Consider the following 23,004-nt stretch of genomic DNA (forward strand, 5'->3'; position numbering starts at 1 on the left):
CCTTTTATACTTATTCCGCCGACTCGCTGATCTCCCGGGCCAACTGCATGATCTCAAAGGCATACTTTTCTTTGCCGGTCCGGAGAAACTTTTTATAGATGGGGTAGTTGAGGCCCACGCCCACAATGCCCAAAATTCCCAGGAGGATGCCTCCACCGGCCATCAGGATGCCGCCGTCTCCGAACACCTGCATGGAAAGGCACATCCCAAGGCCCAAAACCAGGGTCATCCCAATGCCGAAGCTGTAAGCAAAAATGGTGGCTTTGCTCCTGGCCTTCCAGTCCAGCTTTCGCAGGGCGACAACCTTGGAGGTGTCCTTGGGGGCGTATTCGTTGGCGATGGCTTCCGCGTAAATTTTATCCGTGTTCATGGTACTGTTCTCCTCTTATGATCGATTCTTTGCAGCTGCTGATACGATCATAGCGGAAGCAGGGTCAAAAGAGAACGACACGGTTTGCGATTCGTGCTGATTTCAGCGTGTTATGCCTTTTGCCGCGTCAGGAAAACGCCGACCAATGCCGCAATCAGGGCGAGGGGTGCCAGACGGACAAAGGCCCATTCAAAGGCATGGATGGCCACGCCCATGACGGCGGTCTCCGGGGCGCTGTAATCCCAGCCCAGATAAGGGCTGTTCACCGCGGCCAGGAGCGCGGCGACAGCCAGAATGCCTACGCACACCGCGATGAGCAGCCAGTGGAGGGCCGAGCGCCGCATGGTCTTTCTCCGGGCAAACTGCAAATCGATGATCTCCAGCTTTTCCGAGAGGGCTTTGACCTCGTCCGCCTCTGACTCCGCCACCGTCTCGCCCAGCAGCGTACTGACGGGCGTTTCCAGGGCCTCCGACAGGGCGATGAGCAGGTCGGAGTCCGGGACCGACAGGCCGGTATCACATAGTTAAAGATATTGGTATCATTCAATCAATTTTGCCGATAAAGCGGTAGAAGATTTCTACCTCCTGTTCCCGGCTTCCGTCCTCACCTTTGACCGCTTCATGGACAACGATTTTTTCAATCAGCGTATTCAAAAGTTCGGCGGTCAGTTCTGTTGGATTGACGCACTCTTTCATCAAGGCAATCCATTTTTCTGCGTCTGCGGCGTTCTGGCTTTCAGTGGCGATAGCGGATTGAAGCTGTTCAATCTTTGTGTCCAGTTCAGCCTGTTCGCTTTGGTACTTCCCGGACAACATAGAGAAGTTGTATTCCGTGATACGCCCCGCCGCCCAGTCCTCATACATCCGGGCAAACAGGGTATCGACTTCGGCTTTCCGCTTCTCTGCCTTTTTCAGTTCGGCGGCCTGCTTCTTTCTTGCGGCGGCCTGTCCCTTATCAGTGGCATTTAACAGCCGCTTCAAAAGCCGTTCTTCATCATGCTGTACCAGCCCCGACCAGTATTGCAGACGGGAGAGGACATAGGCGTAAAGCACATCATAGCGGATATAGTGCATGGAGCATTGGCGTGTGCCCTGTCCGTACTTGCTACAATGATAATGGCCGTAAGGCTTGCTGTTCTGCCTGTTCTCCCCATAGGACAGCGACCAGCCGCAATCCGCACATTTTACCAATCCGGAAAAAATCTGTGTTGTACCGTCCTTGCATTTTCTGCGGCGGTTTGCTATCTGCTCCTGTACCTGCCGGAAAACCTGTTCGCTGATAATCGGCTCCTGCGTGTTCTCCACCCGCACCCATTCACTTTGGGGCTTGCGTATCCTCCGCTTGTTCTTAAAGGAAATGTTTGTTTCCCGGTAGTGGATGGTATGGCCGATATAGGTTTCATCTTTCATAATGCTCTTGACCTGCGCTATCGTCCATGCGTAGCTTTTTTCCTCCGGCGCACCCGCATAGATATTTGCGAAAGTCCCGTCACGCTGAAAGTTGATAAATCCCGGCGTGGGAACCTTTTCCGCAATCAGTATGCTTGTGATACTGGCTGCCCCTCTGCCATGAATGGCAAGGTCAAAAATCTTCTCCACTATCCAGCGGGTTTCCTCGTCGATTATCAGCTTGTTTTTGATTTCCGGGTGTTTCCTGTACCCGATGGGAGCATAGGCACCGATACGCTGTCCTGTGGCAAACTTCGCTTTGAAAGCGGCCTTTACCTTGCGGCTCGTATCTTTCGCAAACCATTCATTGAACAGGTTTTTGAACGGGACAAAATCAGAAAGCCCTTTCTCTGTGTCCTCATTCTCCGCAACGGCGATGTAGCGCACCCGTTTTTCCGGAAAGAGAAATTCCAGATAGTAGTCCATCATCACATGTTCCCGCCCGAAACGGGAAAGGTCTTTCGTGACAATGCAGTTTACTTTTCCGGCTTCCATATCGTCCATCATGCGCTGAAAATCCGGGCGTTCAAAGTTCGTCCCCGACCAGCCATCGTCCACATACTCACCGACTACATGAAGCCCCTGTTCCTTTGCGTACTGTTGCAGGATTGTCCGCTGTGTTTCAATGCTTACGCTGTCACCATAGTTTTCATCGTCCCGGCTCAATCTCATATAAAGCGCCGTGTTGTAAATCATAGTATTGTAAGGTTGTTTCACCGTTAAAAATCCTCCTTCTAAAGAAACAACCCACGCTTACAATACTTTTGCTCTATGGCAATTATATCATAAGCGTGGGTGTGCTATCAATGATGGGCTATCAGGTTGAAGCGGCTTTTTCTGCGGTGTGCCGCACCACATCTACAATCAGATCACCGAGGGGCTTCCCGCCTGCGGCGAAGTGTTCGGAGATTTTTATACGGTTGTTCCCACATACAAAATACTGCGTGCCGTTCTCTGCTTGTATGACCTGCCCTGTCCGGGGTGTAAAAGTATCGCTTTCGCTTTTTGCCATCCAGTGTCCTCCATATTCAGTTTTCAAGGTACAATGCCGCACAAGGGCGGCGAAATTTTCTGCTTATATCTATCACCTTTCCTTTACCGTGTGCCGCTGCTGCCGTTTCAGTTCCGCCAGTATATCCGGCGGGATACGGTTAACCAGCCGCTGTAAATTGTCCAGTTCGCTTTCCAGCTTTGCCCGTTCCATCGTATCTTTCATCTTGCCTTTTTCGCTGGCTTTGGCTCTGGCTTCCAGTTTTTCATTTTCTGCCAAAAGGTCGTTTATCGTGACCTTGTATTTTTTGAGCTGCCCGGAGAAGTTCTCCATCTGCGGAAACCACTTTTTCAGCAGGGAGAGGGCTTCCTCTTTTTTCTTTCCGGCGTTCAGCGGGTTAATGCCGTCAAGGGCGGCTTCAATGGCTCTGGCCTGTTTGGAGAGGGAAACCGCCTGTTTGAAAAGCCGGGTGGGGATATGCTTCCGGCCTGTCTTGCTGGCACTTTCCCCACGCTCCAAGTCAGGATATTTCTCCACCATATAGGCGTGAAAATCATCCTGCCACTTCGTCAGGTTTGCCCGGTTGCCGATAATCTCCTTTGCACACAGGCGGTTGTCCTTTGTCAGCGGAACAAAGGTCAAATGCAGGTGGGGCGTTTTTTCGTCCATGTGTACCACCGCCGACACGATATTTTCCTGTCCTACCCGTCCAATGAGGAAGTCCGCCGCCCTTTGGAAGAACGCCTGTATCTCCTTTGGGGGTTTCCTCTTGAAAAACTCCGGGCTGGCGGTTATCAGCGTATCGACAAACCGTGTGCTGTCTTTCCTTGTCCGGCATCCGGCCTGCTCGATACGGCTCTGAATGAAGTGGTAATAGCGTCCCTCCGGCTTGACGATATGGAAATTGTATTTGCTCCGGCTTGTGTCAATGTCGGGGTTACTGGCGTATTGTTCTTTCTGTCTTTCGTGATGGGCTTCCAGCGGCCTTGCCGGGTTGCCCTTGTGCTTCTCAAACCGCAAAATTGCGTGTTGTGCCATTCTGCTCCTTTCCCCATTCCTTTCCTATCCGGGGTTTTCCACAGGGAAAATCCCGCCGGAATTATCTCTGATACGATAGGAATGGAATGGATATAAATCAATCATTTTAATCTTTGTATTTCTATATACCGTCTGGTTTTCGTACTTCTCAAGATTGATTTCCGTACTTCAAGGGTGCGGTTTTCAGTCCTCCGGCGTACCAGAACGGGATTTCTTGAAGTCGGTGTTTGGAACCGCTTCATAGGATTTTGGGAAAATGCGGTTGGGTTTTCCACAGCCCTGCTTCTGGATTTCCACCAGTCCGGCGTATTGCAGTTCCCGCAGGGTGTTCACCGCTTTCTGCCGCCCACAATGGAGCAGTGTGACCACTTCACAGATAGGGTAATACAGGAAAATCCGTCCGCAGTCATCCGCCCACCCATTCTTGCGGGATAACTCTGTCCGGCGCAGGATAAAGGCATACAGAACCTTTGCCTCGTTAGACAGGGCCTTGAATGTGGGGGCTTCAAAGAGGAAATTCGGGAGCCGGGTGAAGCTGAACGCCCTTTCCGGCTGATGGATATAAATGGTATTTGTCATAGTGCGTTTTGTGGACGGTTAGAAGCCCTTTTTCCGGGGCGGGCGATACTTGATACCACCTGCCCCGGTTTGGGGCTTGCGAAGCCTGATAAATCAAGGCTTTTTCCGCTCCTAACTGTCCACAGCAGACCTCCTTTTCCGTTCACTTTCTGTTTTCTGCCGCCTGTGAACTCTGGCGGCACAGCCATGGCAGTATTTAGCCCGGTTGGATTTAGGGACGAACACGCTGCCGCAGACCGCACAGCGTTTCAAGTCCTTATCCCGGAAAATTTCTGCTTCCAACGCCCCGTCCAGCGGCAAGACCGCCCATCGGAACCACTTGCAGCAGACCGAGAAAGAAACCGTCTGCGGGCAGGTGCAGGTGTCCCCATCGTCAAGAACAACGCAGTTGCCGTCCTCAAAGCAACAGCACTCCCGGCGTATCAGGCTGGCCGCCTGTTTCCTCTGCGCCGGTGTCATGCGGTAAAGGGAACCGTTCGGCCTGCGTTCCAGTGGCGGCAAGTCTTTATAGGGGTTATCTCTCATGCGTTCCCTCCATTTTGCTTTCCGTTGCCGTTCCTCCGAAAAGGTTTCCTGCCCCATTCCTGCGGCGTGTTCCCAACATGGGGCCCCACAAAGTCGTCAGACTTTGTGGGGAGAGGAGCCGCAGCGGAGCGAGTGAGCTTTCGCCATCTGGCGGAAGCGAATGATACGCAGCTTGCGGCGACGAGGCACGCTCCCCGCAGCTTCGGGACAACTTGTCCCGAAGTGACCTCTGGACAAAGTGTCCAGAAGCTGGCTCCTTGCAGTGCTTCCCCAGCCGGGGTATTCCTTTTCGGACGGTCATTCTGTTTTCAAGGTGCCGTTCATCGATGAACTACCCTAAGTCTACACCTAAATGACCGCCCGTCCCGTATATCCGAAAGGTAGGAAATTGGCCTAAAAAACAGGCTATTTCCACGCTTTCGGAATTGTGGTATAATAAAAATGATATTTGCAGACAAGGGGGGAGCGCATGGAACTATCCATACAAGAACGATTGAAAGACCTGCGTGTGGAACGCGGTCTGACGCTGGAACAGCTTGCGGAGAAAACCCACCTCTCCAAGTCCGCTTTAGGGAGTTATGAGGGGGATAATCTCAAGGACATCAGCCATTACGCCCTTATTGAGTTGGCAAAGTTTTACGAAGTGACTGTTGATTATCTGCTGGGCCGTTCTCAAACAAGAAACCACCCAAACGCCGATCTTGCAGACCTGCATTTGAGTGATGACATGATAGAACTATTGAAAAGCGGGCTGGTGGACAATTCTCTTTTGTGTGAGCTGGCGACACACCCGGATTTTCCCCGGCTCATGGCCGACCTTGAAATCTATGTGAACGGCATAGCGGGAAAGCAGGTGCAGAGCGCAAACGCCATTGTGGACGCTGTGAGTGCAACGATTATGAAACAACACAATCCCGGCTTGACTGACCCACAGCTGCGACAGCTTATCGCCGCCCATATTGACGATGACAGCTTTTGCCGCTATGTGATACAGCAGGACATAAACAAGATAGCCTTCGACCTGCGGGAAGCCCACAAGGACGATTTTTTCAGTGTCCCGGAGGACAATCCACTGGAAGATTTTTTGCAGACCGCAGAGGAAACCACCAGAGAGGACAGCGACCCGGAGCAGGCGGCTATGGCATTTATCTGTAAGCGGCTCAAGCTGAACTATGGGAAACTGTCAGAGGAAGAAAAGAAGTGGTTGAAAAAGATTGCACAGAAATCGGATTTGCTGAAAAATCCAAAGCCGCAGCGGGGACGCAAGTAAGAGAATAATAAATCAGATTATATGGAGGTATCGGTTATGAAAAAGTGGTTACTGATAATTTCAGCGACTGTTATTTGCGTTGCTGCCGCTTTTTTATATTTCTTTAGTTTAACTCCCAAAGGAGATACCATTACCAGCAGAGAAAGCATACTGAACACCGCAATTTCAAAGGGGAATGAATGGACTATTGCAAAAGAACTGGAACTTGGCGGTTATATCGTGAGTGGAGCATATAGTGCAGATAATAAATCTACACTTGCCATCTTTGAACCAACAGGAAATGGAGATTACAAATTTAGTACATCAACAAACCGAAATAGTGATGAGATTATTGTTGGTGGCGTTGCAATAAACGGAGAATGGTATGATTTAATTTGGTTTAATGGTGCTAAAACAGAGTATGCCGAAATCACTTATACAATAAATGGACAAGTGCAAGATACATTGAGATACAGCACAGATGATATGGATATTATCTCAATTAAAAACCCAGAAAAAGAGTATTCCATTCATGTGGTTTACTATGACAATGATGGAAATAAGTACGAATAAATTGTTTTTCATCGAGAAAATAGCAAAGCCAGCCGAGCCAGTCAACGGTCAAGATGAACGGCGCATTTCATGCGCCGCCGTTGACAGTCCCGCCCGTCTTTGCTAAAGGGTAATCAAGGCGGGAAAGCCCTAAAATGGTTTCACACCTATTTCAATAATTGGAGGAGATAAAAATGAGATCAGAAAAGGAAGTTTATGATATTGTTTTGAATTTTGCAAAAACAGACAAACGCATTCGCATGGTTACTTTGGAAGGATCTAGAACAAATACAAATATTCCGCCTGATGATTTTCAGGATTTTGATATTACTTTTTTTGTTACGGATATGGACAGCTTCACAAGTGATGATAAATGGCTAGATATATTTGGTGAAAGGTTGATTCTGCAAAAGCCGGAAGATATGGAATTATTTCCAGCTGTAGAAAAGGGATTTTCATATTTAATGCTGTTTACTGATGATGTTAAGATAGATTTAACTTTGCTGCCGCTGGAACTGATAGACGAGTATTTTACATGGGATAAACTGGTAAAGTTACTGTTGGATAAAGACAACCGTATCGTAAAGCCGCCAATACCAACGGATATAGACTACCACTTGCAGAAGCCTACTCAAAGAATGTTTGACGATTGCTGTAATGAATTTTGGAATACTACAACATATGTAGTAAAGGGCTTATGCCGCAAAGAAATTCTTTTTGCTATTGACCATATGAATGATATAGTACGAAAAGAATTGCTTCGCATGATTTCCTGGCTGATTGGTATCAAACAGGGATTTCATTTCAGTTTGGGAAAAAACTATAAATTTATGAAGCAATATGCCCCAGAGGAATTGTGGGAACGACTTATGTCCACTTATAATATGGATTCCTATCCCCATATGTGGGAATCCTTTGAACAATGTATGGCATTGTTCCGGGAGGTTTCGTCAGAAGTGGCATGCCAGTTGGATTACCAGTATCCACTATATGATGAAAAAATCAGTAATTATGTGATTCGGCAAAAGAAAAAATATGGCATTGAAGATGATAACAAATAAAATTTTTTCAATCGAAAAAATTTATTTTGATTATTCAATTTTGAAAAACTGAATACCTCAAAATCAGAAAGAGCGCGGACAAGCACTTTGAGGGATTGACCGCCTTGTCCACCCATTCAGTGGGACGGCGGGCGGCGGTCAAGGCCGGGTGTAAACCCGTTCATTTCAGCCTTGACGGTTACCCGCTGTCCTGTTACTTTTCCGGGAGTGTAGCCACAACTTCGGGACACTTTGTCCACAAGTCGGAGCGTAGGACGATGAACGGGGGCTTTCATATACGCCCTGTCTGCTGTTGAAACCAGACCTGCGCTTACGGCTCCACGCCACACAAGCACAGCCCTGTTTTCCTGCCGCTTCAAATGCCCTTGCCCTCCCCGGCGGCAACGGCATTTTCACGGCAACGCCGACAGAGCGTATAACACACTACACTTTGCTTCGCAAAGTCGTGTGCCAAATGGGGGCGTTGCCCCCTTTGGAAACCCCCACAAGGAAAGGCGGTACGCTACCCCTCCACGGGGCGCATACCGCCTTTTCTTGTTATCCAGCCCTCCGGCTGTATCGGTTGAGCAAAAGTCAGCGTGGGAATGGTGTGGTATCTTTATCTAAGTGAAACCCCCTGCTCCCACTTGGAGACGGTCTGCCGCACCACATTCACTTTGACGGCCAGTTCCTGCTGGGAAAGGCCCTTGGATTTCCGGATGGCTTTGATGTTTTCATTTAGCATAGGGGCTCACTCCTTTCGGCCCCATTGTAGGGAGAATGGACCGTTGCCGCAAGCAACGCAGAGTAACACGGCTCATTTCAGCAGTTCTTTCCGCAAATCGTCCAGATATAACTTCTGCTGCCGCCTTAGATAGCCGTGGACGAAGGGGCGCATCCACCAGTGCTTGGCGCCCACGGTTTCGGTACAGTGGAGCCGGGTGCCGCCCTCCGCCGCCTCAAAGATGCCCTCCCAGGAGCCGGACATATTGCCGTTCTCTATGGTGAAGGCCCAGCGGCGGAAAGGCTCGCAGGCCGTGACGGTAAAATTTGTGGCATAGCCGCTCTTGGTGTGCTCCACGAAGTGGGTTTTGCCCAGAACTTCCACCCGGGCCAAATCGCTGCGCCAGGTAGTATGAGAAAGGTCGGTCACCACCTGCCACACCCGCTCTACCGGGCAGGGAAAGTGAACGGTCACCTTGGAGGTCGGCATAGACTCACCCCTTCTTTGGTTTCTTGTTCAGTTTCAGGCTGATACAAAGGCGGTCAGCCGCCTCCTGGAGCAGTTCCACGGCGGCCAGGGCCCGTTCCTTGATGGGCTGGGCGGAAAGCTCCGGCCGACTGTCCAGTGTGGCCATCACAGAGCGCAGATCCTCCAGGGGCAGCAGATAGACCGCCGTGTTGAACAGCGTCTTGCGGCGGCCGTCGTTGTAGCCCGCCAGAAGTGCATCCAGAATGGCTCGCTTTTCCTCCAACTGAGTCAAATAGGATTTCAACCCCACCTCCCGGGCCAGGGCGATGTCCTGCTGCCGGTTCCGGTGGGGCACAAAGGAGTCCCCGTCGTCAAAACCGTCGTAACGGGAACAGGGGTACTCCGGACACCGCCAGCAAAACGGGACCCCTCCGTGCTCCAGAGAGCACCTGGCGATTACGCAGCTCTGATTGCCCGCCCCGCCGCCGCAACCGGGACAGTAGCCGCCCAGATGCATGGAGCACAGGCGGCAGTTGAGACCGCAGAGGGAGAAGCGGGTCTCTTCTCTGGTAAAGCCTTTCATACTCTTCCCCTCCTCAGAACCACAATGCCTGTTCCTCCCGGAACACCGGGGTGTCCCCCTGGGCATAGGGATCATAGCGGTTTTCGTTGCAGCCGAATTCCTGCAAAAAGCAGATCTGTCCCGCCTCGTTCCAGCGGATGAGGGAGAGACCGTCAAAGCTCTGGACGGTGCCGTCCGTCATGGCGCACCGGAAGGCCCACTCCACCACGGTCTCACTCCCCTTGTGGAAATACTGCCGGATGTCCCACCGCTCCACGGTGCCCCGGCTGTTCCACTCGGCAAACCACAGCTTGATCTTCCCGCTGCCGTGGTACTCCGGCCCCCAGCTCTCGATGTAGAGGGCGTCGGGGGCAAAGAGCTCCTCAACGCCCGTGTCCTGCTTGTCCAGCCACATGGAAAACCATCGGCGAACCTGCGCTTCCCTTTGTTCCTGTATATCCATAGCTGCCTCCAACTCCATTACACACATTTCACCGGCTGCCGGATGACGGTTTTCAGCTTTTCCGGCCTGGTCCGCCGGGCGTCGCTCAAGTAGATCTCGTGGTGGAACCGGCCCTGGCTGAAATCCAACCCGTAGCCCTGTTCCGCGGCGAAGGCCTCCATGGCCGCCACGGTGGCGGGCTCATCGTCGTAGGGGCCGATGTGCATGCACTGGACGCACAGCCCCTCCTCCCAGGGGAAGAACTCCACCTTAGAGAAGTCCCGCTGTTTCTTTTCCGTCGCCTCCCGGACGGCCCAGTCAAAGGCCTCTTCCGTCACAAACTCCGGCAGGCGGATCAGGGAGATCCACCGGAAATCCTCCTTGCGGGCATAGTCCACCCCGTGGACGCCCTCCTGCCACCAAAGCCCCTCCAGCGGCGGCACCACGTAGTCGAAGTAGCCCTCCAGTCGGTGCTGTCCCTGCTTGCTCATTTTGATGGTGAAGGCCACCGCATAGAGCAGCTCCAGGGCCTGCTTATAGGTGCCGTTTTCCTCATTGGGATCTCCCTGCCCCCGCACCGCCAGGAAGTTCATGGCAGGCACGGTGACGATGCCCGGTGCCTTGGGCGGCAGATAGAATTCCTTGTACTCCTTCTTGTAGTCAAAGGCCATGGTCATTTCCTCCTCTTTTTGGGCTGGGCCTGGAGGGCCAGACAGGTGAGGCGGGTGAGGGCGGTCATGGTGTCCCGGTCGTCCACATCCTCCACCCAGATGTAGTCATTGGCCCCCTCATAGGGCGGGGCCTTGGGCAGATTTGAAAAAGCTGCTTCGCCTGCCGGGGTGACCTTGACGAAAAGCTGGTCATCGCAGATGACGGCAAAGAACACGCCATCGCAGTAGAGGCCGTATTCGCCGAACATCTTCCGGCTGCGGATAGCGCCCGCCTGGCGCAGCTGCTCGGCCACATAGTCCACAAAGTCCTGATGAGAGGCCATGTCAATCCCTCCCGTAGCGGTCAGCCAGCGTTTTCGTCAGTTCCCCCAGACGCTCCCGCAACTCCTGCGGCTCCAGCAGCTCCGCTTTGTCCCCGAAGGTCAGCACCCAGCTGAGCACGCTGTCGGCGTCAGGAAAGCCGCCGATGAAGCGCAGCCGGCCGTCCGGCTCCACGGTGAAGCGGTCCGCCCCGTACTCCTCCACCAGCCGCCAGCGGCAGGCGGGATCAAAGAGGACGGTGACCTGATATTTGACCGGAAAGACCCGCTCCGGCTCCAGGTCGGGCAGGGGTGCGTGTCTTGGTTCAAAGGGTTCACCGGCAGCGAGGTCCGTCATGCGGTTCAGTTTGAACAGGCGGAAAGCCTCCCGGGTTTGGCACCAGCCCCACACATACCAGGTGGACCAGTGGAACACCAGGTAGTAGGGCTCCACGGTGCGCACCAACTCCCCCTTAGGGGAAAAGTAGGCGAAGCGGATGGTGCGGTACTGCTCGATGGCCCCCTGGATGCGTTCGATTTTTGGCGGCAGGCTGGTCTTGTACCAGGAGGAGAGGTCGATGAGCATATGGGTGCCGCCACTCACCAGTCCGCCTGTCCCGGCGGACAGCTTTTCCATCAAAAGGGCGTAGCGCCGGGTGCCGCTGACGCTGTCCAGGCTCCGAAGGCCCGCCAGGATGGCCTGCATCTCCGGAGCGGTGAGCACTGTCCGGTCCACCCGGTAGCCCTCCATAATGGAGATGCCGCCCCTGGCACCCTGGGCGGTGGCGATGGGGATGCCTGCCCGGCACAGGGACTCAATGTCCCGCTGGATGGTGCGCCGGGACACCTCGAACTGCTCCGCCAGCTCCGGGGCGGTGACCCTCTCCCGCTGGAGCAGGATGGACAAAATTCCGATGAGCCGCTCCATCTTCATGGGATGCACCGCCCTTCTTGTTTTTGTCCATTATACCACAGGAACACGACAACTGTCTGTCATGTTTCTGTTTCCGTTGCGCTTTTTCACATTGTTTGATACCATAAAAGTCAGATGGAAAGGACGTGGGAGTATGAGAAAGCCGTTCTGAATGGCTGGGAAATGAAGCCCTGCCGCAAAATAAGCGTGAAATAGCGTTCGGAGGGCATATTATGTCTTACTTTATTTATCAAGGAATGCAGATCTATTATCAGGAATATGGCGAAGGAACGCCCTGGATTTTTCTCCATGGGAACACGGCCTCTTCCCGCATGTTTGAGCCGCTTCTGCCCCTGTATCAATCTCACGGCAAGATCGTCCTGATGGATTTCTTGGGGAACGGGCGGTCAGAGCACTTGTCTACTTTTCCTCCTGATATATGGGCCGACCAAGGGAGACAGGTGGTGGAGCTGTGCCGCCGCTTGGGATACGACGGGGCCAATCTAGTGGGGACAAGCGGTGGGGCCTATGCCGCCATCCACGCCGGGTTTCAGGCACCGGAACTATTCGGGAAAATCGTAGCTGACAGCTTTGACGGCAGTACACTGCCAAGTGAGTTTGCCCGATCTGTTACAGAAGAACGCCGCAGAGCCAAGGCGGACCCGGCTGCCCGGGAGTTTTATCGGTGGTGTCAGGGAGAGGATTGGGAACAGGTCGTAGATCTGGACACGGAGGCACTGGTTTGTTTGGCGCACCGTCCTGGACCGCTGTTTCCTAAGCCCATAGAAGATATCCAATGTCCGATGCTCGTTACAGTCAGCCGTGAGGACAAGATGCTCTCCGGCCACTGTATTGAGGAAAGCAAAAACTGGACAGCAGCCGCTCCCCAGATCACCTGCCGTATTTTTGAGACAGGCGGCCATCCGTTGATCTATTCCCGGGCAGAAGAACTGGCTGCGTTGATCTGTGCTTTTTTTGAGAAGGCGTCTTGAGTGAGTGATTTCTCAATTTGACAGAAGATAATCCGGATTGGGAACACCTGTGCTGCATCATCCGCAACAAGCAGCGCCTCCCACGGCTTCACAATCGTGAATTTACTGGACGCCGCCGCGCTGAAGCGGCTTCTGAAAAAACAAGGTGTGCCTATGCAAATCAGAAAAGTGGAAACGAACAAAAAGAGATACCTGGATCTCCTGCTGCTGGCCGACGAGCAGGAGGACATGGTGGACCGCTATCTGGAGTGGGGGACCATGTATGTGCTGGAGGAGGACGGTGTCAAAGCGGAGTGCGTGGTAACCGACGAGGGAGACGGCATCCTGGAGCTGAAAAACATTGCCGTGGCGCCTGCCTTCCAGGGCAGGGGCTACGGAAAGGCCCTGGTAGAGTTTCTCATTCGGACATATACAGGCCGGTATGCAACACTGCAAGTCGGCACAGGGGACAGCCCCTCCACCATCCCGTTTTATGAATCCTGCGGCTTTCGCAGGCACCATCTGGTTAAAAACTTTTTCACCGACCACTACGATCATCCCATCTATGAGTGCGGGGTTCAACTGGTGGACATGGTGTATCTGCGAAGAGATTTGTAAAAAAGGCGGAGTGTCCGATTTCCGGACACTCCGCTTTCAGTATTGCGTAGTGATCTCGCCCTCTCCGATCCCGTAGAGACGGCGGAATTTCTCCAGGTCCCCGGAGGTGCGGATCAGCATGATCTCGGTGAATCGCCCGGTGCGGAGGTCCCGAAAGCCCGCCACCTTCTCCCCGGTGCATATGCTGGCGTGGATCACAGGCTCCTGGGTCTTCCGGTCGTAGGTACGTGTCTCCCGCTTTTTCCTGAAAAACATCCCGCATCCCTCTTCAAGACTGCGCGTCGGACTCCCCGAGAAACTCCTCGATGGCAGCCACCGTCTGGGCCTGCTGCTCCTCCGCGGAGATCGTCGCGGGCTGGTCCCCCTTCTGGGGGCCGTAGTTGCCGAACTGGGCGTGGTTGCCGCCCTCGATCTCCACAACGTTCTCCGTATAGTCGATGTGATCCTCCACGCTCTGGTTGAGAGAGCCGTAGACGGTCAGGGTCTTTTCCGGCGGGTAGTCGCCGTAGATGTAAGCCCCCAGCAAAATGAGGCCGTCCACCTCGTCCGGGTGGCTTGCTGCAAACTGGGAGGCCATGGCGCCGCCCATGGAGTGCCCGGCGATGTACCAGTGCTGATACTCCGGGAACTGTGGGATCACCTCTTCCGCCGCGTTGGCGTCAAAGATCGCCATGCGGAAGGGCATGTGGACCAGGATGCAGGTGACGCCGGTCTGCCGGATCTTCGTCAGCAGGGGTAGATAGGCCTCCGCCTCCACCTTGGCGCCGGGATAGAAGATCACGGCGGTGTCCATGGGGTACGAGGGTGAGAGGATCGTCAGGTCGTCCTGCACCGTGATGGTGCTGTCCTGGGCCAGCACCTCCAGGGCGATCTCGTCCGCCCGGTAATAATCCGACACATACCAGAAAAAGGCGCCCATCAGGACGGCCAGGACCAGCAGGACGATCCCCCCTGCCAGCAACCATTTTTTCCGCCGGGGCATCAGCGTTCCTTTCATGTCCGCTTCCCTCACTGCTCCTCCTGGGGAAGATAGGCCCGGATGGTGTAGCGCCGCCGCCCGGCCGTGGCCTTTCCATATTGGATGGCCTGCCGGGGACACTCGTTGATGCAGCGCAGGCACTGGTAACACTGGGCCGCCCAGACGGGCTTCCCCTCCCGGAGGGTGATGGCGTGGGCCGGGCAGTTCGCGGCGCAGAGGCCGCACCCGTTGCAGCTGTCCCCGGCAAAGAAGGGCTTCGCGCTGCGGGCGAACCGGTTGAACCTGTAGTTGACCGGGCCGGACTTGAGCCCGGCCATGCCCCCCTCGCGGACCCGGTACACCTGCTCCTGCCGACGGATCTCCTGGGCCATCCGCCCCAGCTCCTCCCGGGCGGCGGCGATCTTTTTCAGGATCTCGTCCTCGCCGTCGGTGTCCGAGCCGACGATGTAGTTGTTGGGCATCACCAGGCTGTAGCTGCTGCTAAGCGGATACAGCCTGGAAAACCGCTTCATGGCGTGGCCGGCGTCCTCCCCGCAGGTGCATACGCCGAAGGTGAACGCCTGGGTTGCTGGCAGTTTCTTCGCAAAGTCCGCCATGAGTTCCGGCACGCCCCAGGCGTAGATCGGAAAGACGAATCCGATCTGCCGGGCATCCGCCACATCCGGCAGTTCCTTCAGCTGCGTAATATCACAGGCCGTATCGTCCGTGAGGCGGGCCAGCTGTCGGGCCGCCCACGCCGAGTTGCCTGTTCCGGAAAAATAGAAGATCATTGGTCGTGCTCGCTTCCTTCCGTCCCGCGGCTCTGCCGATGCCGCGCCTTTGCTGTTCTTGCCTCCATTATAAGCGAAGCGGCGCCCAAGCACAACGGAAACGAAAGGAAACCTGCGCAGACAGGTTCTGTCCAGCCGGCGGAAAAGACTTCCGGGGAAATCCTTTGCCTTCAGCAAAAGTCATTCCTGTTTTTCACATTTCCAATGATTGAGTTTTGGCAGCTGGGTTTTAAAATAGGTCCTGACTTGTTCTGGAGGCCAGGTTTCATTGGACATGTGGCGCTCCAAAAAATCTAACAGCTCGTCGAGACTTGTATAAACAAATTTTCCGTCGGCATAACACCACTTGCAGTATTCCTCATTGAAGGTGCCGTCCGGCTCCCGGCTGATATTGGCATCCTCCAGGGGCATGCCGCAGCACTGGCAGATCAGCTGCCTGGGGGACCCCAGCAGCGTATTGATGGAGACATCGAACAGCCGGGAGAGCAGCTTCAAGGTCTCTGTGTTGGGCACTGTTTCGCCGGTCTCCCAGCGGGAAACCGCCTGACGGGTCACATGTACTTGTTCCGCCAGCTGCTCCTGGGAGAGTCCATGCTTGGTGCGCAGGTCCAGAAGGATTTCTTTGGTATCCATGTTGATCACCACCTCGTCTGGATTGTACCACTGTGGACGCAAAAAGCAAAGCAACCGGCAGTTGCTGGCTCATCCTGCGTTCACATGCTGAGGCGAAATTGCGCGATCAAAAAGAATTCAGAAACTGTTCATTTCTCCCGCGGCTTTCTCTGGTATCATGATGCCCACTTTCAAAACCAGCCGCGGAGGTACGTATGGAATTCACCTGTCACACCAAGTATGATCAAAAGGCGCTGACCGCCATGGCCCGGGCGGTCCGCAAGACCGTGCGGGCCAAACGGAGCCGCATGGTCCGCGTCTGGGCCTGGATCATCATCGCCCTTCTCGCCGTGTCCCTGTGGATCTCCTGGGGGAACGTTTGGCAGACTGCGGCAGACAGCATCGTGATTGCCGCCCTGCTGGTGATCGGCTGGAAAGAGGACGCCATCAACGGCTATTTCGCCAAACGCAGGGCCCTGCCGGGCACCGATGTCGCCGACACCGCCTTCTATCCCGACCACTTCCTGGTAAGGACCGCCGCGGCGGAGTCCAAGTGGCAGTATGACAGGATCCTGGCCCTGGCGGAGACAGGGGCGCACTTGGTCTTCGTCATGGGAAAGGACCACGCCCTGGCCTTCGAGAAGGCCGCGCTGGAGGGCGGCAGCCTCCCGGAATTCCGCCGCTTCCTGGAGGAACAGTCCGGGAAGAACATTCAGAACATCGGAGGATAAGGAAGCATGAAGAAAGGCTGCAAAATCGCGCTGGTGGGCGGGCTGGCCGCGGTGGTCGGCATCGCCGCCTGCTGGAAGTGGATGATCCGGATGCCCCTGGGGGAGTTCACTCGGTACGCCCTCTACATGGCGGTCCTGGACGATGAGATCTGCCGCAACGAACTGGAGGGAAATCAGATTGGAGACCAGGTCATCTCCTTCGCCCCCAGAGCGGAGACCCTGCAGGGGCGCTACCACCTCTTTCTGGAGCTGAACCGGACCAAGGACCGTGAGCAGCTCCAGCAGGAGATCGCCGACCTGGAGCAGCGGCTCCAGGAGTCCTGGCAGTACGCGGGCCAACCCAAGGAGCAGCTGGAGGTGGAGTTTGCCGACTAGTGCAGCCGGTGAAAGCCAGTCTCCGGGGCGATCCAGGCCCAGTGATTGCGTCGCTATATCAAAGATAAGGGCCGCTGAAGATCCGTGGATCTTCAGCGGCCCTCGTTTCTCATTTCGGGTCCTGTTCCGGGTATTTGCCATAGGCGCCGGTCCAGTGCTCCGCCGCTTTCAGGAAGGCGGCGTGGCCGTGGGCGCGGATGTATTCCAGCGCCTGCTGGTACTTGCCGTATTTGTAGCCGGAGTGGTTGAGGAAGGATTGAATGACCTCGCAGCGGTCATATTCCTCGCAGTCTCCGCAGGTGACATGGCCTCTGGCCAGACAGCACTTCTTCATCCTGCACTTTGCCCGGCTCAGGTCCCGGGAGCCGTCCAGATACCCCGTCTTGCAGCCCTTGCAGGTGTTCCGATACTCCCGGCAGGTCCCGCAGTACGCGCCGCAGCAGCCGATCTCCTCCGTGCCGTTCATCGGGGCGCGCCCCCTTCAAAATGGCAGATCTCCAGAAAATCGCGGATGCTTTCTTTCACCGCGCGAAGGGACTGCTCATCGCCGTATGGGATGTTGATGCACCGCTTTCCCTTTTTGCAGGCGGGCAGACGCTCCGCCAAGCGGTTCAGAAACGCCTCGTCGGAAAAATGGATAGAGAAATGGCTTTTCGCGGCGGAAACCGCCACATATCCCTCATACATCTTCTTCCCCAGCAGCCACATGGGCATGGAAAAGGAGATTTTAGGGACCAACTGCGGATATTCCGCGCTCATAAAGTCAATGAATGCGCTGACATGCCGCCGCTGCTCTTCGTTCAGCGACGCCACATACTCAGAAACAGAAGTTGCGCCCATATCGTACCTCCCACTGCCTATTGGGACTGCCGCCGGTCCCACTCTTTTTTCAGGATGGCATACTGCACCGTGTTTTCATACCGGGGTGTGCCGTCGGGATCGTTCACGAAGGAGATGAATTCCAAAAACACGCCCTCCCGGCGCATGCCCAGCTTTTCGCACAGGTGCTGGCTGGAGAGGTTATAGTCCTCCGTATAGGCGTAAATGCGCCGTGCGCCCTTTTGGGAAAAGAGATAGTCGAAGAAGGCATGTGCCGCCTCGAAAGCGTACCCTTTTCCCTGGTAGGCCTCATTCAGCATCCAGCAGGGGCTGAAGGTATCCCGCACGGCGTGCTCATCCGCGTGGGGCTCGCCCGTCTCCGGGTAGGCGTCGATCTCTCCGATGACCTTGCCTCCGTCTTTCAGGGTGATGGCGAAGTAGTATTCCGTCTCGCCCAGCCGCTTTTTCACGGCTTCCCTGGCCTCGTCCAGGGAATGCAGCTTCATGCTGGCAAAGCAGTTGACCGCGGGTTCTTTCAGATATTCGTAGACATCCGCCGCGTCCGTCTCCAGAAAGGGACGCAGGATCAGCCGTTTTGTTTCAATCACCATACTTCGTTACCTCAATCAAATAAAATGGAATACCGCTGTGCCTGTATCTGCGTTTTCACCAGTGCAGTTCGCATTTTCCGGAAGCTTGCTGAAACTTCCACTGCAGATAGTATCGACTGGTTTCCCCATCCAGATGGATCGACTGGGTGGGATTTTGACTGCTGAGTTTCAAAAGCGGCTGCTTGTTCTGATCCAGCAGCAGAACTTCCGCCTCGCCTTTGGTCAGTCGGGCATCCAAAGCAAATGCGTAAATCCTGTTTTCATAAAAGCGCCCCATGTGCCGGACCCATCCGGTGCAGGCATCCAGCTTTACCTTGTCTCCGGTTTTCCCGGGTAGAAACGCAAACAGGATCGCTTTGATACATTTCGTGGTCGCAATCGCACCCCAATAGTAAGGCAATCCCTTAAACTTCATGCTCCCGTCCTCCTGTATATCAGGCCCCTACCGATCCTCCCCGGCCTCGTCCGGGGAGTGCAGCTTCATACCGGAAAAGCAGTTGACCGCAGGTTCTCTCAGTCATTCGTAAACGTCCGCCGCATCGCTCTCCGAAACGAGACGCAGAATAGCCGCTTCGTTTCTACGATCATGCTCTGGCACCTCCGTGAAATCAAGGGCGAGAAACCCAGTTCCATCGTTTTGCAGTATAAAAAGTTCCGCTCCGGGACCGATCTTCGGAACCTTTTGACGGTTTTTTCGTCTATGCAGATAGTAGCACATTTCTGCAAGGAGGGAAAGTGTATGAAGAAGCGGAATGTCATCAGCATCCTGCTCTATCTGCTTGGCGCCGCTCTTTTTGTGATCGCCAATTCCGCAGTCATCAGCGGCAGTCCGATCCATCTGACGTACGTTCAACGGGTCATTCTTTGCAGCGCGGCAGTCTGTTCCATCGGAACAGCTCCGTTCATTGGTCGATCCAAAACAAGAGTCGGCATGGTTATGAAGCTGGTCGCTGCAGCCGCATTGATTTGGTGTATCTTTGCATTTGGCGGGTTTATGAATAACAGTATGGCATAAATGGCGGCAGCCAGGCAGCTTCCCGTTTGGTGAACAGAATATCAGATACTGACTGCAGGGGCAAGGTTGAAATACACCTTGCTTATTTTTGGCCTTTCAGAAAGCGATAAGGCCGCCATGGCATGCACCAACATTTGCCTTTTTTCGGTCCACAATGGGATAAAAATCCGCCAACATCACAAGATTTCGGTACAAGTGAGGAAAATTGAACTTCCGGCGTCTTGCTCCCAGAGAAAGCGCGCTATCAACGGTGCTTCACCTGGTTTTGAAATTTTCCAGAATGGCAACGATCTTCTGTTAAAATAAATGCGGGGCGGAGGCCATACCTCCGTCCCGCATTTCTGTCTCGGATCAAATCAGGCAATCATTTCAGCTTGGCGCCGTCGTGGAAGACATTGCCCACCTTCTCGCCCAGCACCCGGTATGCGTTGTGGATGGGGTCGAAGGTGATGGGCCGCAGCTTGTCCGGGTCGATTTTTCCGGCTTCATCCAGCACGGACTCGTCGGCGCTCACATTGACGATCTCGCCCACCAGACGGCAGCTCTCCGGGTCGTAGCTCACCAGGCGGCACTCCACCGCCATGGGGAGCTCGTCGATGAGGGGCGCGTCCACAAATTCCGACTTGGTGGTGTGCCAGCCGGCCTTTGCCACCTTGTCCGCCACCTGGTTGCCGGACTCGATGCCCACATAGTCGCAGGCAACCATCTGCTCCGCCGTGGCCATGCTGACGGTGAAGGCCTTGCGGGCCAAGATGTTGGCGGTGGTTTTATGGCCTTCACTGATGCACATGCTCAGTTCCTTGTCCTCGCTGATGCCGCCCCAGGCCGCATTCATGGCGTTGGGGGTGCCGTCCTCATTGTAGGCAGCCAGGATAAAGACCGGCTGAGGATATGCTGACGATCCCATCCTAAACGATTTGAGGAGGAAAGAGAACGACACGGTTTGGAGTTCGTGCCGATTTCAGCGCGTTATGCCTTTTTCCGTGTCAGAAATACGCCCACCAGCGCCGCAATCAGAACAAAGGGCGCCAGGCGGACAAAGCCCCACTCAAAGGCGTGGATGGCCACCCCCATGACGGCGGTCTCCGGGGCGCTGTAATCCCAACCCAGGTAAGGGCTGTTCACCGCCGCCAGAACTCCGACCACGGCCAGGATGCCCACGCACACCGCGACGAGCAGCCAGTGGAGGACCGAGCGCCGCATGGCCTTCCTCCGGGCAAACTGCAGATTGATGATCTCCAGCTTTTCCGAGAGAGCCTTGATCTCGTCCACCTCCGACTCCGTCACCGTCTCCCCCAGCAGGGTGCTGACAGGCGTCTCCAAAGCCTCCGACAGGGCGATGAGCAGATCGGAGTCCGGGACGGACAGGCCCTGCTCCCATTTCGAGACGGTCTGCCGCACCACGTTCACCTTGACGGCCAGTTCCTGCTGGGAAAGGCCCTTGGATCTCCGGATGGCTTTGATGTTTTCGTTCAACATTGGGCTCAGCTCCTTTCGCCCCCATTGTAGGAAAAGCGGCCCGTTGCCGCAAGCAACGGAGAGTAACACGGCCTGTTTTTCGGGCCATCCGCCCCAACTGTTTGCGTCGCTATATCAAAGATAAGGCAGGAGGCGGGAGCGCGTCAAGTCCACTTTTGGAAAGCGAAAGTAAATCCGTATAAGTGCAAAAGGCAATGAGCAGTCCGTTTTTCGATCAAACAGGTCGGAAAACGGACTTCGTTCACTTTGACGGCAGCGCAGGGGTTGACAAAAAAAGTATTTCCACTATAATTACCAAAGGTAACTATATGGAGGGGACAACATGGAACCGAAAACGATCAAAGCGCTGCTGGATGCCTGCTATCTGGCCAAACGCATCCGGGATCTGCTCCCGGCGCTGCCCCAGGGCGTGACGCCGGCGTATATCACGTATCTGGACGTGATCCAGACCCTGCAGCAGCAGGGCAGGCAGGTAAAGATCTCTGACATCAGCGATACGCTGAATCTCCCCCGGCCGGGCGTGACCCGGACGGTGAAAGAGATGGAGGCCAAGGGCTTCCTCTGCAAGCACGCCTCCCCCAGCGACGGACGCATCACCTATATTTCCGTCACGGAGGCGGGAAAGCAGCTGTCCCAAATATACAACGAGGAGTATTTTTGCCGTCTGGCGCCGCTCCTGAGCGATATTTCCCAGGAAGACGCCGACCGTACCATTCAGACCATTCAGAAATTCTATCGTGTCATGTCGGAAGGAAGCGTTTGTGTTGGATAAGAAAAATTCGGATTTTACTCAGGGCAATATTCTCAGGAAGCTGCTCCTGTTCATGGTCCCCATTCTCGGGGCCCTTATTTTGCAGGCCGCATACGGAGCGGTGGACCTGCTGGTCGTGGGCCGGTTCGGATCCACGTCCGGCCTCTCCGCCGTCTCTACGGGAAGCCAGGTCCTGAATCTGGTCACATTCGTTGTGACGCAGCTGGCCATGGGCATTACGGTGTTGATTGCGCGGTACCTGGGTGAGAAAAAGCCGCAGCAGATCGGGCCCGTCCTGGGCGGAGCCGCTCTTGTGTTTGCTTTGATCTCGGTGGTGCTGTGCATTGTTTTGGTCTGTTTCGCCCGCCCCATCTCCGTGCTGATGCAGGCGCCCGCGGAATCTCTGGACCTGACCGTAAGCTATGTGCGCATCTGCGGAAGCGGCATTTTCTTCATCGTCGCCTACAATGTGCTCTCCGCCATTTTCCGGGGACTGGGCGACAGCCGGTCTCCGCTTCTGTTTGTCCTGGTGGCCTGTGTGGTCAACATTTTCGGAGATCTGCTGCTAGTAGCCGGGTTCGGAATGGACGCCGCGGGCGCGGCCCTGGCCACGGTCATTGCGCAGGCCGTCAGCGTGGTCTGCGCGGTGGTCTTGCTCTTGAAAAAGGAGCTTCCGTTTACCTTCAGCCGAAAAGATATCCGGCTGAATCCCCAGTGCCGCAAATTCCTGGCCGTCGGCTTGCCCCTGGCGCTGCAGGAGTGCTTGACGCAGCTGTCCTTCCTGGCGCTGTGCGCCTTTGTGAATCGCCTGGGCTTGGAGGCTTCCTCCGGGTACGGCGTTGCCAGCAAGATCGTCAACTTTGCCATGCTGATCCCCAGCGCCCTCATGCAGTCCATGGCGTCCTTCGTGTCTCAGAATGTGGGCGCCGGCAATCCCAAGCGCGCCAAACAGTCTATGTTTACCGGGATCGGTGTGGGTCTTTGCTTCGGCTGCGTGGTCTTCGTTCTGGTCATGCTGAAAGGCGATGTGCTGGCTGGCTTCTTCTCCACCGATGCGGCGGTCATCCAAAAGGGCTTTGAATACTTGAAGGGATTCGCCCCGGAGACCATCGCCACCGCCGTCCTGTTCAGTATGGTCGGTTACTTCAACGGAAACCAGCAAACCCTTTGGGTCATGATCCAGGGGCTGGTCCAGACCCTTCTCGTCCGCCTTCCCATGGCGTATTTCATGAGCATCCAGCCCAACGCCAGCCTGACCAAGATCGGCCTTGCCGCCCCGGTGTCCACCGTGGTCGGGATCATTTTGAATGTGGGATTTTACATTTATTTTACCCGCCGGCAAAGCAGGCAGGATCCCGCGATCAGCGCGGGCAACAGCAAAGACTGAGCATATGCCGGGCC

At 55.0% G+C, this 23,004-nt stretch carries 32 protein-coding genes and 2 pseudogenes; 10 read left to right on the forward strand and 24 right to left on the reverse strand.

From position 1 onward, the window contains the following. Positions 1 to 10: 10 nt before the first annotated feature. The 7 genes and pseudogenes from KFE19_02360 to KFE19_02390 all read right to left on the reverse strand — a co-directional run bounded on the left by KFE19_02360 (position 11) and on the right by KFE19_02390 (position 4,952). On the reverse strand, positions 11 to 370 hold the full coding sequence (locus tag KFE19_02360) for a dihydropteridine reductase (GenBank protein QUO38386.1): 360 nt from the start codon (positions 368 to 370) through the stop codon (positions 11 to 13). A 110-nt stretch (positions 371 to 480) separates the two neighbouring features. Continuing rightward, positions 481 to 882 (reverse strand): annotated as a pseudogene (locus KFE19_02365) (transcriptional regulator). A gap of 31 nt (positions 883 to 913) precedes the next feature. Further along, positions 914 to 2,491: a recombinase family protein gene (locus KFE19_02370; GenBank protein QUO39498.1), complete on the reverse strand. Its 1,578-nt coding sequence runs from the start codon at positions 2,489 to 2,491 to the stop codon at positions 914 to 916. A 145-nt stretch (positions 2,492 to 2,636) separates the two neighbouring features. After that, entirely contained in the window at positions 2,637 to 2,831 is a 195-nt protein-coding gene (locus KFE19_02375) for a hypothetical protein (protein ID QUO38387.1), read from the reverse strand. A gap of 72 nt (positions 2,832 to 2,903) precedes the next feature. Continuing rightward, entirely contained in the window at positions 2,904 to 3,848 is a 945-nt protein-coding gene (locus tag KFE19_02380) for a plasmid recombination protein (GenBank protein ID QUO38388.1), read from the reverse strand. A 183-nt stretch (positions 3,849 to 4,031) separates the two neighbouring features. Continuing rightward, a complete protein-coding gene (locus tag KFE19_02385) occupies positions 4,032 to 4,427 on the reverse strand; it encodes a replication initiator protein A (protein ID QUO38389.1) in 396 nt (131 codons plus the stop codon). 111 nt (positions 4,428 to 4,538) lie between these two features. Further along, the gene (locus KFE19_02390; protein QUO38390.1) at positions 4,539 to 4,952 is read right to left on the reverse strand and encodes a cysteine-rich VLP domain-containing protein; all 414 of its coding nucleotides are present in this window, start codon (positions 4,950 to 4,952) and stop codon (positions 4,539 to 4,541) included. A 469-nt stretch (positions 4,953 to 5,421) separates the two neighbouring features. On the opposite strand from KFE19_02390, the gene KFE19_02395 reads away from it, so the two are divergent. The 3 genes from KFE19_02395 (at position 5,422) to ant(6) (ending at position 7,814) form a co-directional block, all read left to right on the forward strand. Beyond that, positions 5,422 to 6,222, forward strand: a complete 801-nt coding sequence (locus KFE19_02395; protein ID QUO38391.1) for a helix-turn-helix transcriptional regulator — start codon at positions 5,422 to 5,424, stop codon at positions 6,220 to 6,222. Positions 6,223 to 6,243: 21 nt separating this feature from the next. Continuing rightward, the gene (locus KFE19_02400; GenBank protein QUO38392.1) at positions 6,244 to 6,774 is read left to right on the forward strand and encodes a hypothetical protein; all 531 of its coding nucleotides are present in this window, start codon (positions 6,244 to 6,246) and stop codon (positions 6,772 to 6,774) included. A gap of 173 nt (positions 6,775 to 6,947) precedes the next feature. Then, positions 6,948 to 7,814, forward strand: a complete 867-nt coding sequence (gene ant(6), locus KFE19_02405) for an aminoglycoside 6-adenylyltransferase (protein ID QUO38393.1) — start codon at positions 6,948 to 6,950, stop codon at positions 7,812 to 7,814. Positions 7,815 to 8,421: 607 nt separating this feature from the next. On the opposite strand, the pseudogene KFE19_02410 reads toward ant(6), so the two are convergent. The 7 genes and pseudogenes from KFE19_02410 to KFE19_02440 form a co-directional block, all read right to left on the reverse strand. Beyond that, a pseudogene (locus KFE19_02410) lies at positions 8,422 to 8,538 on the reverse strand (helix-turn-helix transcriptional regulator). Positions 8,539 to 8,610: 72 nt separating this feature from the next. Beyond that, entirely contained in the window at positions 8,611 to 9,006 is a 396-nt protein-coding gene (locus tag KFE19_02415) for an SRPBCC family protein (GenBank protein QUO38394.1), read from the reverse strand. 4 nt (positions 9,007 to 9,010) lie between these two features. Beyond that, positions 9,011 to 9,568: a DUF3795 domain-containing protein gene (locus KFE19_02420; protein QUO38395.1), complete on the reverse strand. Its 558-nt coding sequence runs from the start codon at positions 9,566 to 9,568 to the stop codon at positions 9,011 to 9,013. Positions 9,569 to 9,581: 13 nt separating this feature from the next. Next, complete coding sequence (locus tag KFE19_02425; protein QUO38396.1) at positions 9,582 to 10,010, reverse strand: nuclear transport factor 2 family protein; 429 nt, start codon at positions 10,008 to 10,010, stop codon at positions 9,582 to 9,584. Between the two features lie 17 nt (positions 10,011 to 10,027). After that, the gene (locus tag KFE19_02430) at positions 10,028 to 10,660 is read right to left on the reverse strand and encodes a GyrI-like domain-containing protein (GenBank protein ID QUO38397.1); all 633 of its coding nucleotides are present in this window, start codon (positions 10,658 to 10,660) and stop codon (positions 10,028 to 10,030) included. Positions 10,661 to 10,662: 2 nt separating this feature from the next. Then, complete coding sequence (locus tag KFE19_02435; GenBank protein ID QUO38398.1) at positions 10,663 to 10,983, reverse strand: TfoX/Sxy family protein; 321 nt, start codon at positions 10,981 to 10,983, stop codon at positions 10,663 to 10,665. 1 nt (position 10,984) lies between these two features. Then, the gene (locus KFE19_02440) at positions 10,985 to 11,893 is read right to left on the reverse strand and encodes a YafY family transcriptional regulator (protein ID QUO38399.1); all 909 of its coding nucleotides are present in this window, start codon (positions 11,891 to 11,893) and stop codon (positions 10,985 to 10,987) included. 212 nt (positions 11,894 to 12,105) lie between these two features. On the opposite strand from KFE19_02440, the gene KFE19_02445 reads away from it, so the two are divergent. Both KFE19_02445 and KFE19_02450 read left to right on the forward strand, forming a co-directional pair. Further along, positions 12,106 to 12,864, forward strand: a complete 759-nt coding sequence (locus KFE19_02445; GenBank protein ID QUO38400.1) for an alpha/beta hydrolase — start codon at positions 12,106 to 12,108, stop codon at positions 12,862 to 12,864. Positions 12,865 to 13,017: 153 nt separating this feature from the next. Next, complete coding sequence (locus KFE19_02450; GenBank protein ID QUO38401.1) at positions 13,018 to 13,461, forward strand: GNAT family N-acetyltransferase; 444 nt, start codon at positions 13,018 to 13,020, stop codon at positions 13,459 to 13,461. A gap of 36 nt (positions 13,462 to 13,497) precedes the next feature. Here the strand turns inward: KFE19_02450 and KFE19_02455 are convergent, their stop codons facing one another. The 4 genes from KFE19_02455 to KFE19_02470 form a co-directional block, all read right to left on the reverse strand. Next, positions 13,498 to 13,716, reverse strand: coding sequence for an aspartate dehydrogenase (locus tag KFE19_02455; GenBank protein QUO38402.1), 219 nt, complete (start codon positions 13,714 to 13,716; stop codon positions 13,498 to 13,500). A 13-nt stretch (positions 13,717 to 13,729) separates the two neighbouring features. After that, entirely contained in the window at positions 13,730 to 14,458 is a 729-nt protein-coding gene (locus KFE19_02460) for an alpha/beta fold hydrolase (GenBank protein QUO38403.1), read from the reverse strand. Between the two features lie 11 nt (positions 14,459 to 14,469). After that, positions 14,470 to 15,210 carry an EFR1 family ferrodoxin gene (locus tag KFE19_02465; protein ID QUO38404.1) on the reverse strand — a complete coding sequence of 247 codons (741 nt, stop codon included), beginning with the start codon at positions 15,208 to 15,210 and terminating at the stop codon, positions 14,470 to 14,472. 180 nt (positions 15,211 to 15,390) lie between these two features. Continuing rightward, the gene (locus tag KFE19_02470) at positions 15,391 to 15,843 is read right to left on the reverse strand and encodes a helix-turn-helix domain-containing protein (GenBank protein QUO38405.1); all 453 of its coding nucleotides are present in this window, start codon (positions 15,841 to 15,843) and stop codon (positions 15,391 to 15,393) included. Positions 15,844 to 16,037: 194 nt separating this feature from the next. On the opposite strand from KFE19_02470, the gene KFE19_02475 reads away from it, so the two are divergent. After that, positions 16,038 to 16,553 carry a YcxB family protein gene (locus tag KFE19_02475; GenBank protein ID QUO38406.1) on the forward strand — a complete coding sequence of 172 codons (516 nt, stop codon included), beginning with the start codon at positions 16,038 to 16,040 and terminating at the stop codon, positions 16,551 to 16,553. A 6-nt stretch (positions 16,554 to 16,559) separates the two neighbouring features. Next, complete coding sequence (locus KFE19_02480; GenBank protein ID QUO38407.1) at positions 16,560 to 16,928, forward strand: hypothetical protein; 369 nt, start codon at positions 16,560 to 16,562, stop codon at positions 16,926 to 16,928. Between the two features lie 109 nt (positions 16,929 to 17,037). Here the strand turns inward: KFE19_02480 and KFE19_02485 are convergent, their stop codons facing one another. From KFE19_02485 to KFE19_02500, 4 genes are read right to left on the reverse strand one after another with little or no spacing between them, the layout of a single operon-like run. Next, positions 17,038 to 17,394 carry a DUF3795 domain-containing protein gene (locus KFE19_02485; GenBank protein QUO38408.1) on the reverse strand — a complete coding sequence of 119 codons (357 nt, stop codon included), beginning with the start codon at positions 17,392 to 17,394 and terminating at the stop codon, positions 17,038 to 17,040. Then, entirely contained in the window at positions 17,391 to 17,768 is a 378-nt protein-coding gene (locus tag KFE19_02490) for a DUF1801 domain-containing protein (GenBank protein ID QUO38409.1), read from the reverse strand. The genes KFE19_02485 and KFE19_02490 overlap by 4 nt, the downstream gene beginning before the upstream one ends. A 17-nt stretch (positions 17,769 to 17,785) precedes the next feature. Continuing rightward, positions 17,786 to 18,358, reverse strand: a complete 573-nt coding sequence (locus KFE19_02495; protein QUO38410.1) for a GNAT family N-acetyltransferase — start codon at positions 18,356 to 18,358, stop codon at positions 17,786 to 17,788. A gap of 55 nt (positions 18,359 to 18,413) precedes the next feature. Continuing rightward, positions 18,414 to 18,773 carry a hypothetical protein gene (locus tag KFE19_02500; GenBank protein ID QUO38411.1) on the reverse strand — a complete coding sequence of 120 codons (360 nt, stop codon included), beginning with the start codon at positions 18,771 to 18,773 and terminating at the stop codon, positions 18,414 to 18,416. 324 nt (positions 18,774 to 19,097) lie between these two features. On the opposite strand from KFE19_02500, the gene KFE19_02505 reads away from it, so the two are divergent. Beyond that, the gene (locus tag KFE19_02505; GenBank protein QUO38412.1) at positions 19,098 to 19,373 is read left to right on the forward strand and encodes a hypothetical protein; all 276 of its coding nucleotides are present in this window, start codon (positions 19,098 to 19,100) and stop codon (positions 19,371 to 19,373) included. Between the two features lie 364 nt (positions 19,374 to 19,737). Here the strand turns inward: KFE19_02505 and KFE19_02510 are convergent, their stop codons facing one another. Both KFE19_02510 and KFE19_02515 read right to left on the reverse strand, forming a co-directional pair. Next, on the reverse strand, positions 19,738 to 20,280 hold the full coding sequence (locus tag KFE19_02510; protein ID QUO38413.1) for a flavin reductase family protein: 543 nt from the start codon (positions 20,278 to 20,280) through the stop codon (positions 19,738 to 19,740). Between the two features lie 62 nt (positions 20,281 to 20,342). Next, positions 20,343 to 20,852, reverse strand: a complete 510-nt coding sequence (locus KFE19_02515) for a helix-turn-helix transcriptional regulator (protein ID QUO38414.1) — start codon at positions 20,850 to 20,852, stop codon at positions 20,343 to 20,345. A 322-nt stretch (positions 20,853 to 21,174) separates the two neighbouring features. Between KFE19_02515 and KFE19_02520 the strand changes: the two genes are divergently transcribed. Next, complete coding sequence (locus KFE19_02520; protein ID QUO38415.1) at positions 21,175 to 21,624, forward strand: MarR family transcriptional regulator; 450 nt, start codon at positions 21,175 to 21,177, stop codon at positions 21,622 to 21,624. A gap of 52 nt (positions 21,625 to 21,676) precedes the next feature. After that, entirely contained in the window at positions 21,677 to 22,990 is a 1,314-nt protein-coding gene (locus tag KFE19_02525) for an MATE family efflux transporter (GenBank protein QUO39499.1), read from the forward strand. Positions 22,991 to 23,004: the final 14 nt, after the last annotated feature.

It is taken from the genome of Dysosmobacter sp. Marseille-Q4140 (assembly GCA_018228705.1).
Classification (GTDB): Bacteria; Bacillota; Clostridia; order Oscillospirales; family Oscillospiraceae; genus Oscillibacter.

Bases quoted from the DNA above. Each gene is read 5' to 3' on its own strand.
- KFE19_02360 (QUO38386.1), bottom strand. From the start codon at position 370: ATGAACACGGATAAAATTTACGCGGAAGCCATCGCCAACGAATACGCC.
- KFE19_02370 (QUO39498.1), bottom strand. From the start codon at position 2,491: ATGAGATTGAGCCGGGACGATGAAAACTATGGTGACAGCGTAAGCATT.
- KFE19_02375 (QUO38387.1), bottom strand. From the start codon at position 2,831: ATGGCAAAAAGCGAAAGCGATACTTTTACACCCCGGACAGGGCAGGTC.
- KFE19_02380 (QUO38388.1), bottom strand. From the start codon at position 3,848: ATGGCACAACACGCAATTTTGCGGTTTGAGAAGCACAAGGGCAACCCG.
- KFE19_02385 (QUO38389.1), bottom strand. From the start codon at position 4,427: ATGACAAATACCATTTATATCCATCAGCCGGAAAGGGCGTTCAGCTTC.
- KFE19_02390 (QUO38390.1), bottom strand. From the start codon at position 4,952: ATGAGAGATAACCCCTATAAAGACTTGCCGCCACTGGAACGCAGGCCG.
- KFE19_02395 (QUO38391.1), top strand. From the start codon at position 5,422: ATGGAACTATCCATACAAGAACGATTGAAAGACCTGCGTGTGGAACGC.
- KFE19_02400 (QUO38392.1), top strand. From the start codon at position 6,244: ATGGAGGTATCGGTTATGAAAAAGTGGTTACTGATAATTTCAGCGACT.
- KFE19_02415 (QUO38394.1), bottom strand. From the start codon at position 9,006: ATGCCGACCTCCAAGGTGACCGTTCACTTTCCCTGCCCGGTAGAGCGG.
- KFE19_02420 (QUO38395.1), bottom strand. From the start codon at position 9,568: ATGAAAGGCTTTACCAGAGAAGAGACCCGCTTCTCCCTCTGCGGTCTC.
- KFE19_02425 (QUO38396.1), bottom strand. From the start codon at position 10,010: ATGGATATACAGGAACAAAGGGAAGCGCAGGTTCGCCGATGGTTTTCC.
- KFE19_02430 (QUO38397.1), bottom strand. From the start codon at position 10,660: ATGGCCTTTGACTACAAGAAGGAGTACAAGGAATTCTATCTGCCGCCC.
- KFE19_02435 (QUO38398.1), bottom strand. From the start codon at position 10,983: ATGGCCTCTCATCAGGACTTTGTGGACTATGTGGCCGAGCAGCTGCGC.
- KFE19_02440 (QUO38399.1), bottom strand. From the start codon at position 11,893: ATGAAGATGGAGCGGCTCATCGGAATTTTGTCCATCCTGCTCCAGCGG.
- KFE19_02445 (QUO38400.1), top strand. From the start codon at position 12,106: ATGTCTTACTTTATTTATCAAGGAATGCAGATCTATTATCAGGAATAT.
- KFE19_02450 (QUO38401.1), top strand. From the start codon at position 13,018: ATGCAAATCAGAAAAGTGGAAACGAACAAAAAGAGATACCTGGATCTC.
- KFE19_02455 (QUO38402.1), bottom strand. From the start codon at position 13,716: ATGTTTTTCAGGAAAAAGCGGGAGACACGTACCTACGACCGGAAGACC.
- KFE19_02460 (QUO38403.1), bottom strand. From the start codon at position 14,458: ATGAAAGGAACGCTGATGCCCCGGCGGAAAAAATGGTTGCTGGCAGGG.
- KFE19_02465 (QUO38404.1), bottom strand. From the start codon at position 15,210: ATGATCTTCTATTTTTCCGGAACAGGCAACTCGGCGTGGGCGGCCCGA.
- KFE19_02470 (QUO38405.1), bottom strand. From the start codon at position 15,843: ATGGATACCAAAGAAATCCTTCTGGACCTGCGCACCAAGCATGGACTC.
- KFE19_02475 (QUO38406.1), top strand. From the start codon at position 16,038: ATGGAATTCACCTGTCACACCAAGTATGATCAAAAGGCGCTGACCGCC.
- KFE19_02480 (QUO38407.1), top strand. From the start codon at position 16,560: ATGAAGAAAGGCTGCAAAATCGCGCTGGTGGGCGGGCTGGCCGCGGTG.
- KFE19_02485 (QUO38408.1), bottom strand. From the start codon at position 17,394: ATGAACGGCACGGAGGAGATCGGCTGCTGCGGCGCGTACTGCGGGACC.
- KFE19_02490 (QUO38409.1), bottom strand. From the start codon at position 17,768: ATGGGCGCAACTTCTGTTTCTGAGTATGTGGCGTCGCTGAACGAAGAG.
- KFE19_02495 (QUO38410.1), bottom strand. From the start codon at position 18,358: ATGGTGATTGAAACAAAACGGCTGATCCTGCGTCCCTTTCTGGAGACG.
- KFE19_02500 (QUO38411.1), bottom strand. From the start codon at position 18,773: ATGAAGTTTAAGGGATTGCCTTACTATTGGGGTGCGATTGCGACCACG.
- KFE19_02505 (QUO38412.1), top strand. From the start codon at position 19,098: ATGAAGAAGCGGAATGTCATCAGCATCCTGCTCTATCTGCTTGGCGCC.
- KFE19_02510 (QUO38413.1), bottom strand. From the start codon at position 20,280: ATGGGATCGTCAGCATATCCTCAGCCGGTCTTTATCCTGGCTGCCTAC.
- KFE19_02515 (QUO38414.1), bottom strand. From the start codon at position 20,852: ATGTTGAACGAAAACATCAAAGCCATCCGGAGATCCAAGGGCCTTTCC.
- KFE19_02520 (QUO38415.1), top strand. From the start codon at position 21,175: ATGGAACCGAAAACGATCAAAGCGCTGCTGGATGCCTGCTATCTGGCC.
- KFE19_02525 (QUO39499.1), top strand. From the start codon at position 21,677: ATGGTCCCCATTCTCGGGGCCCTTATTTTGCAGGCCGCATACGGAGCG.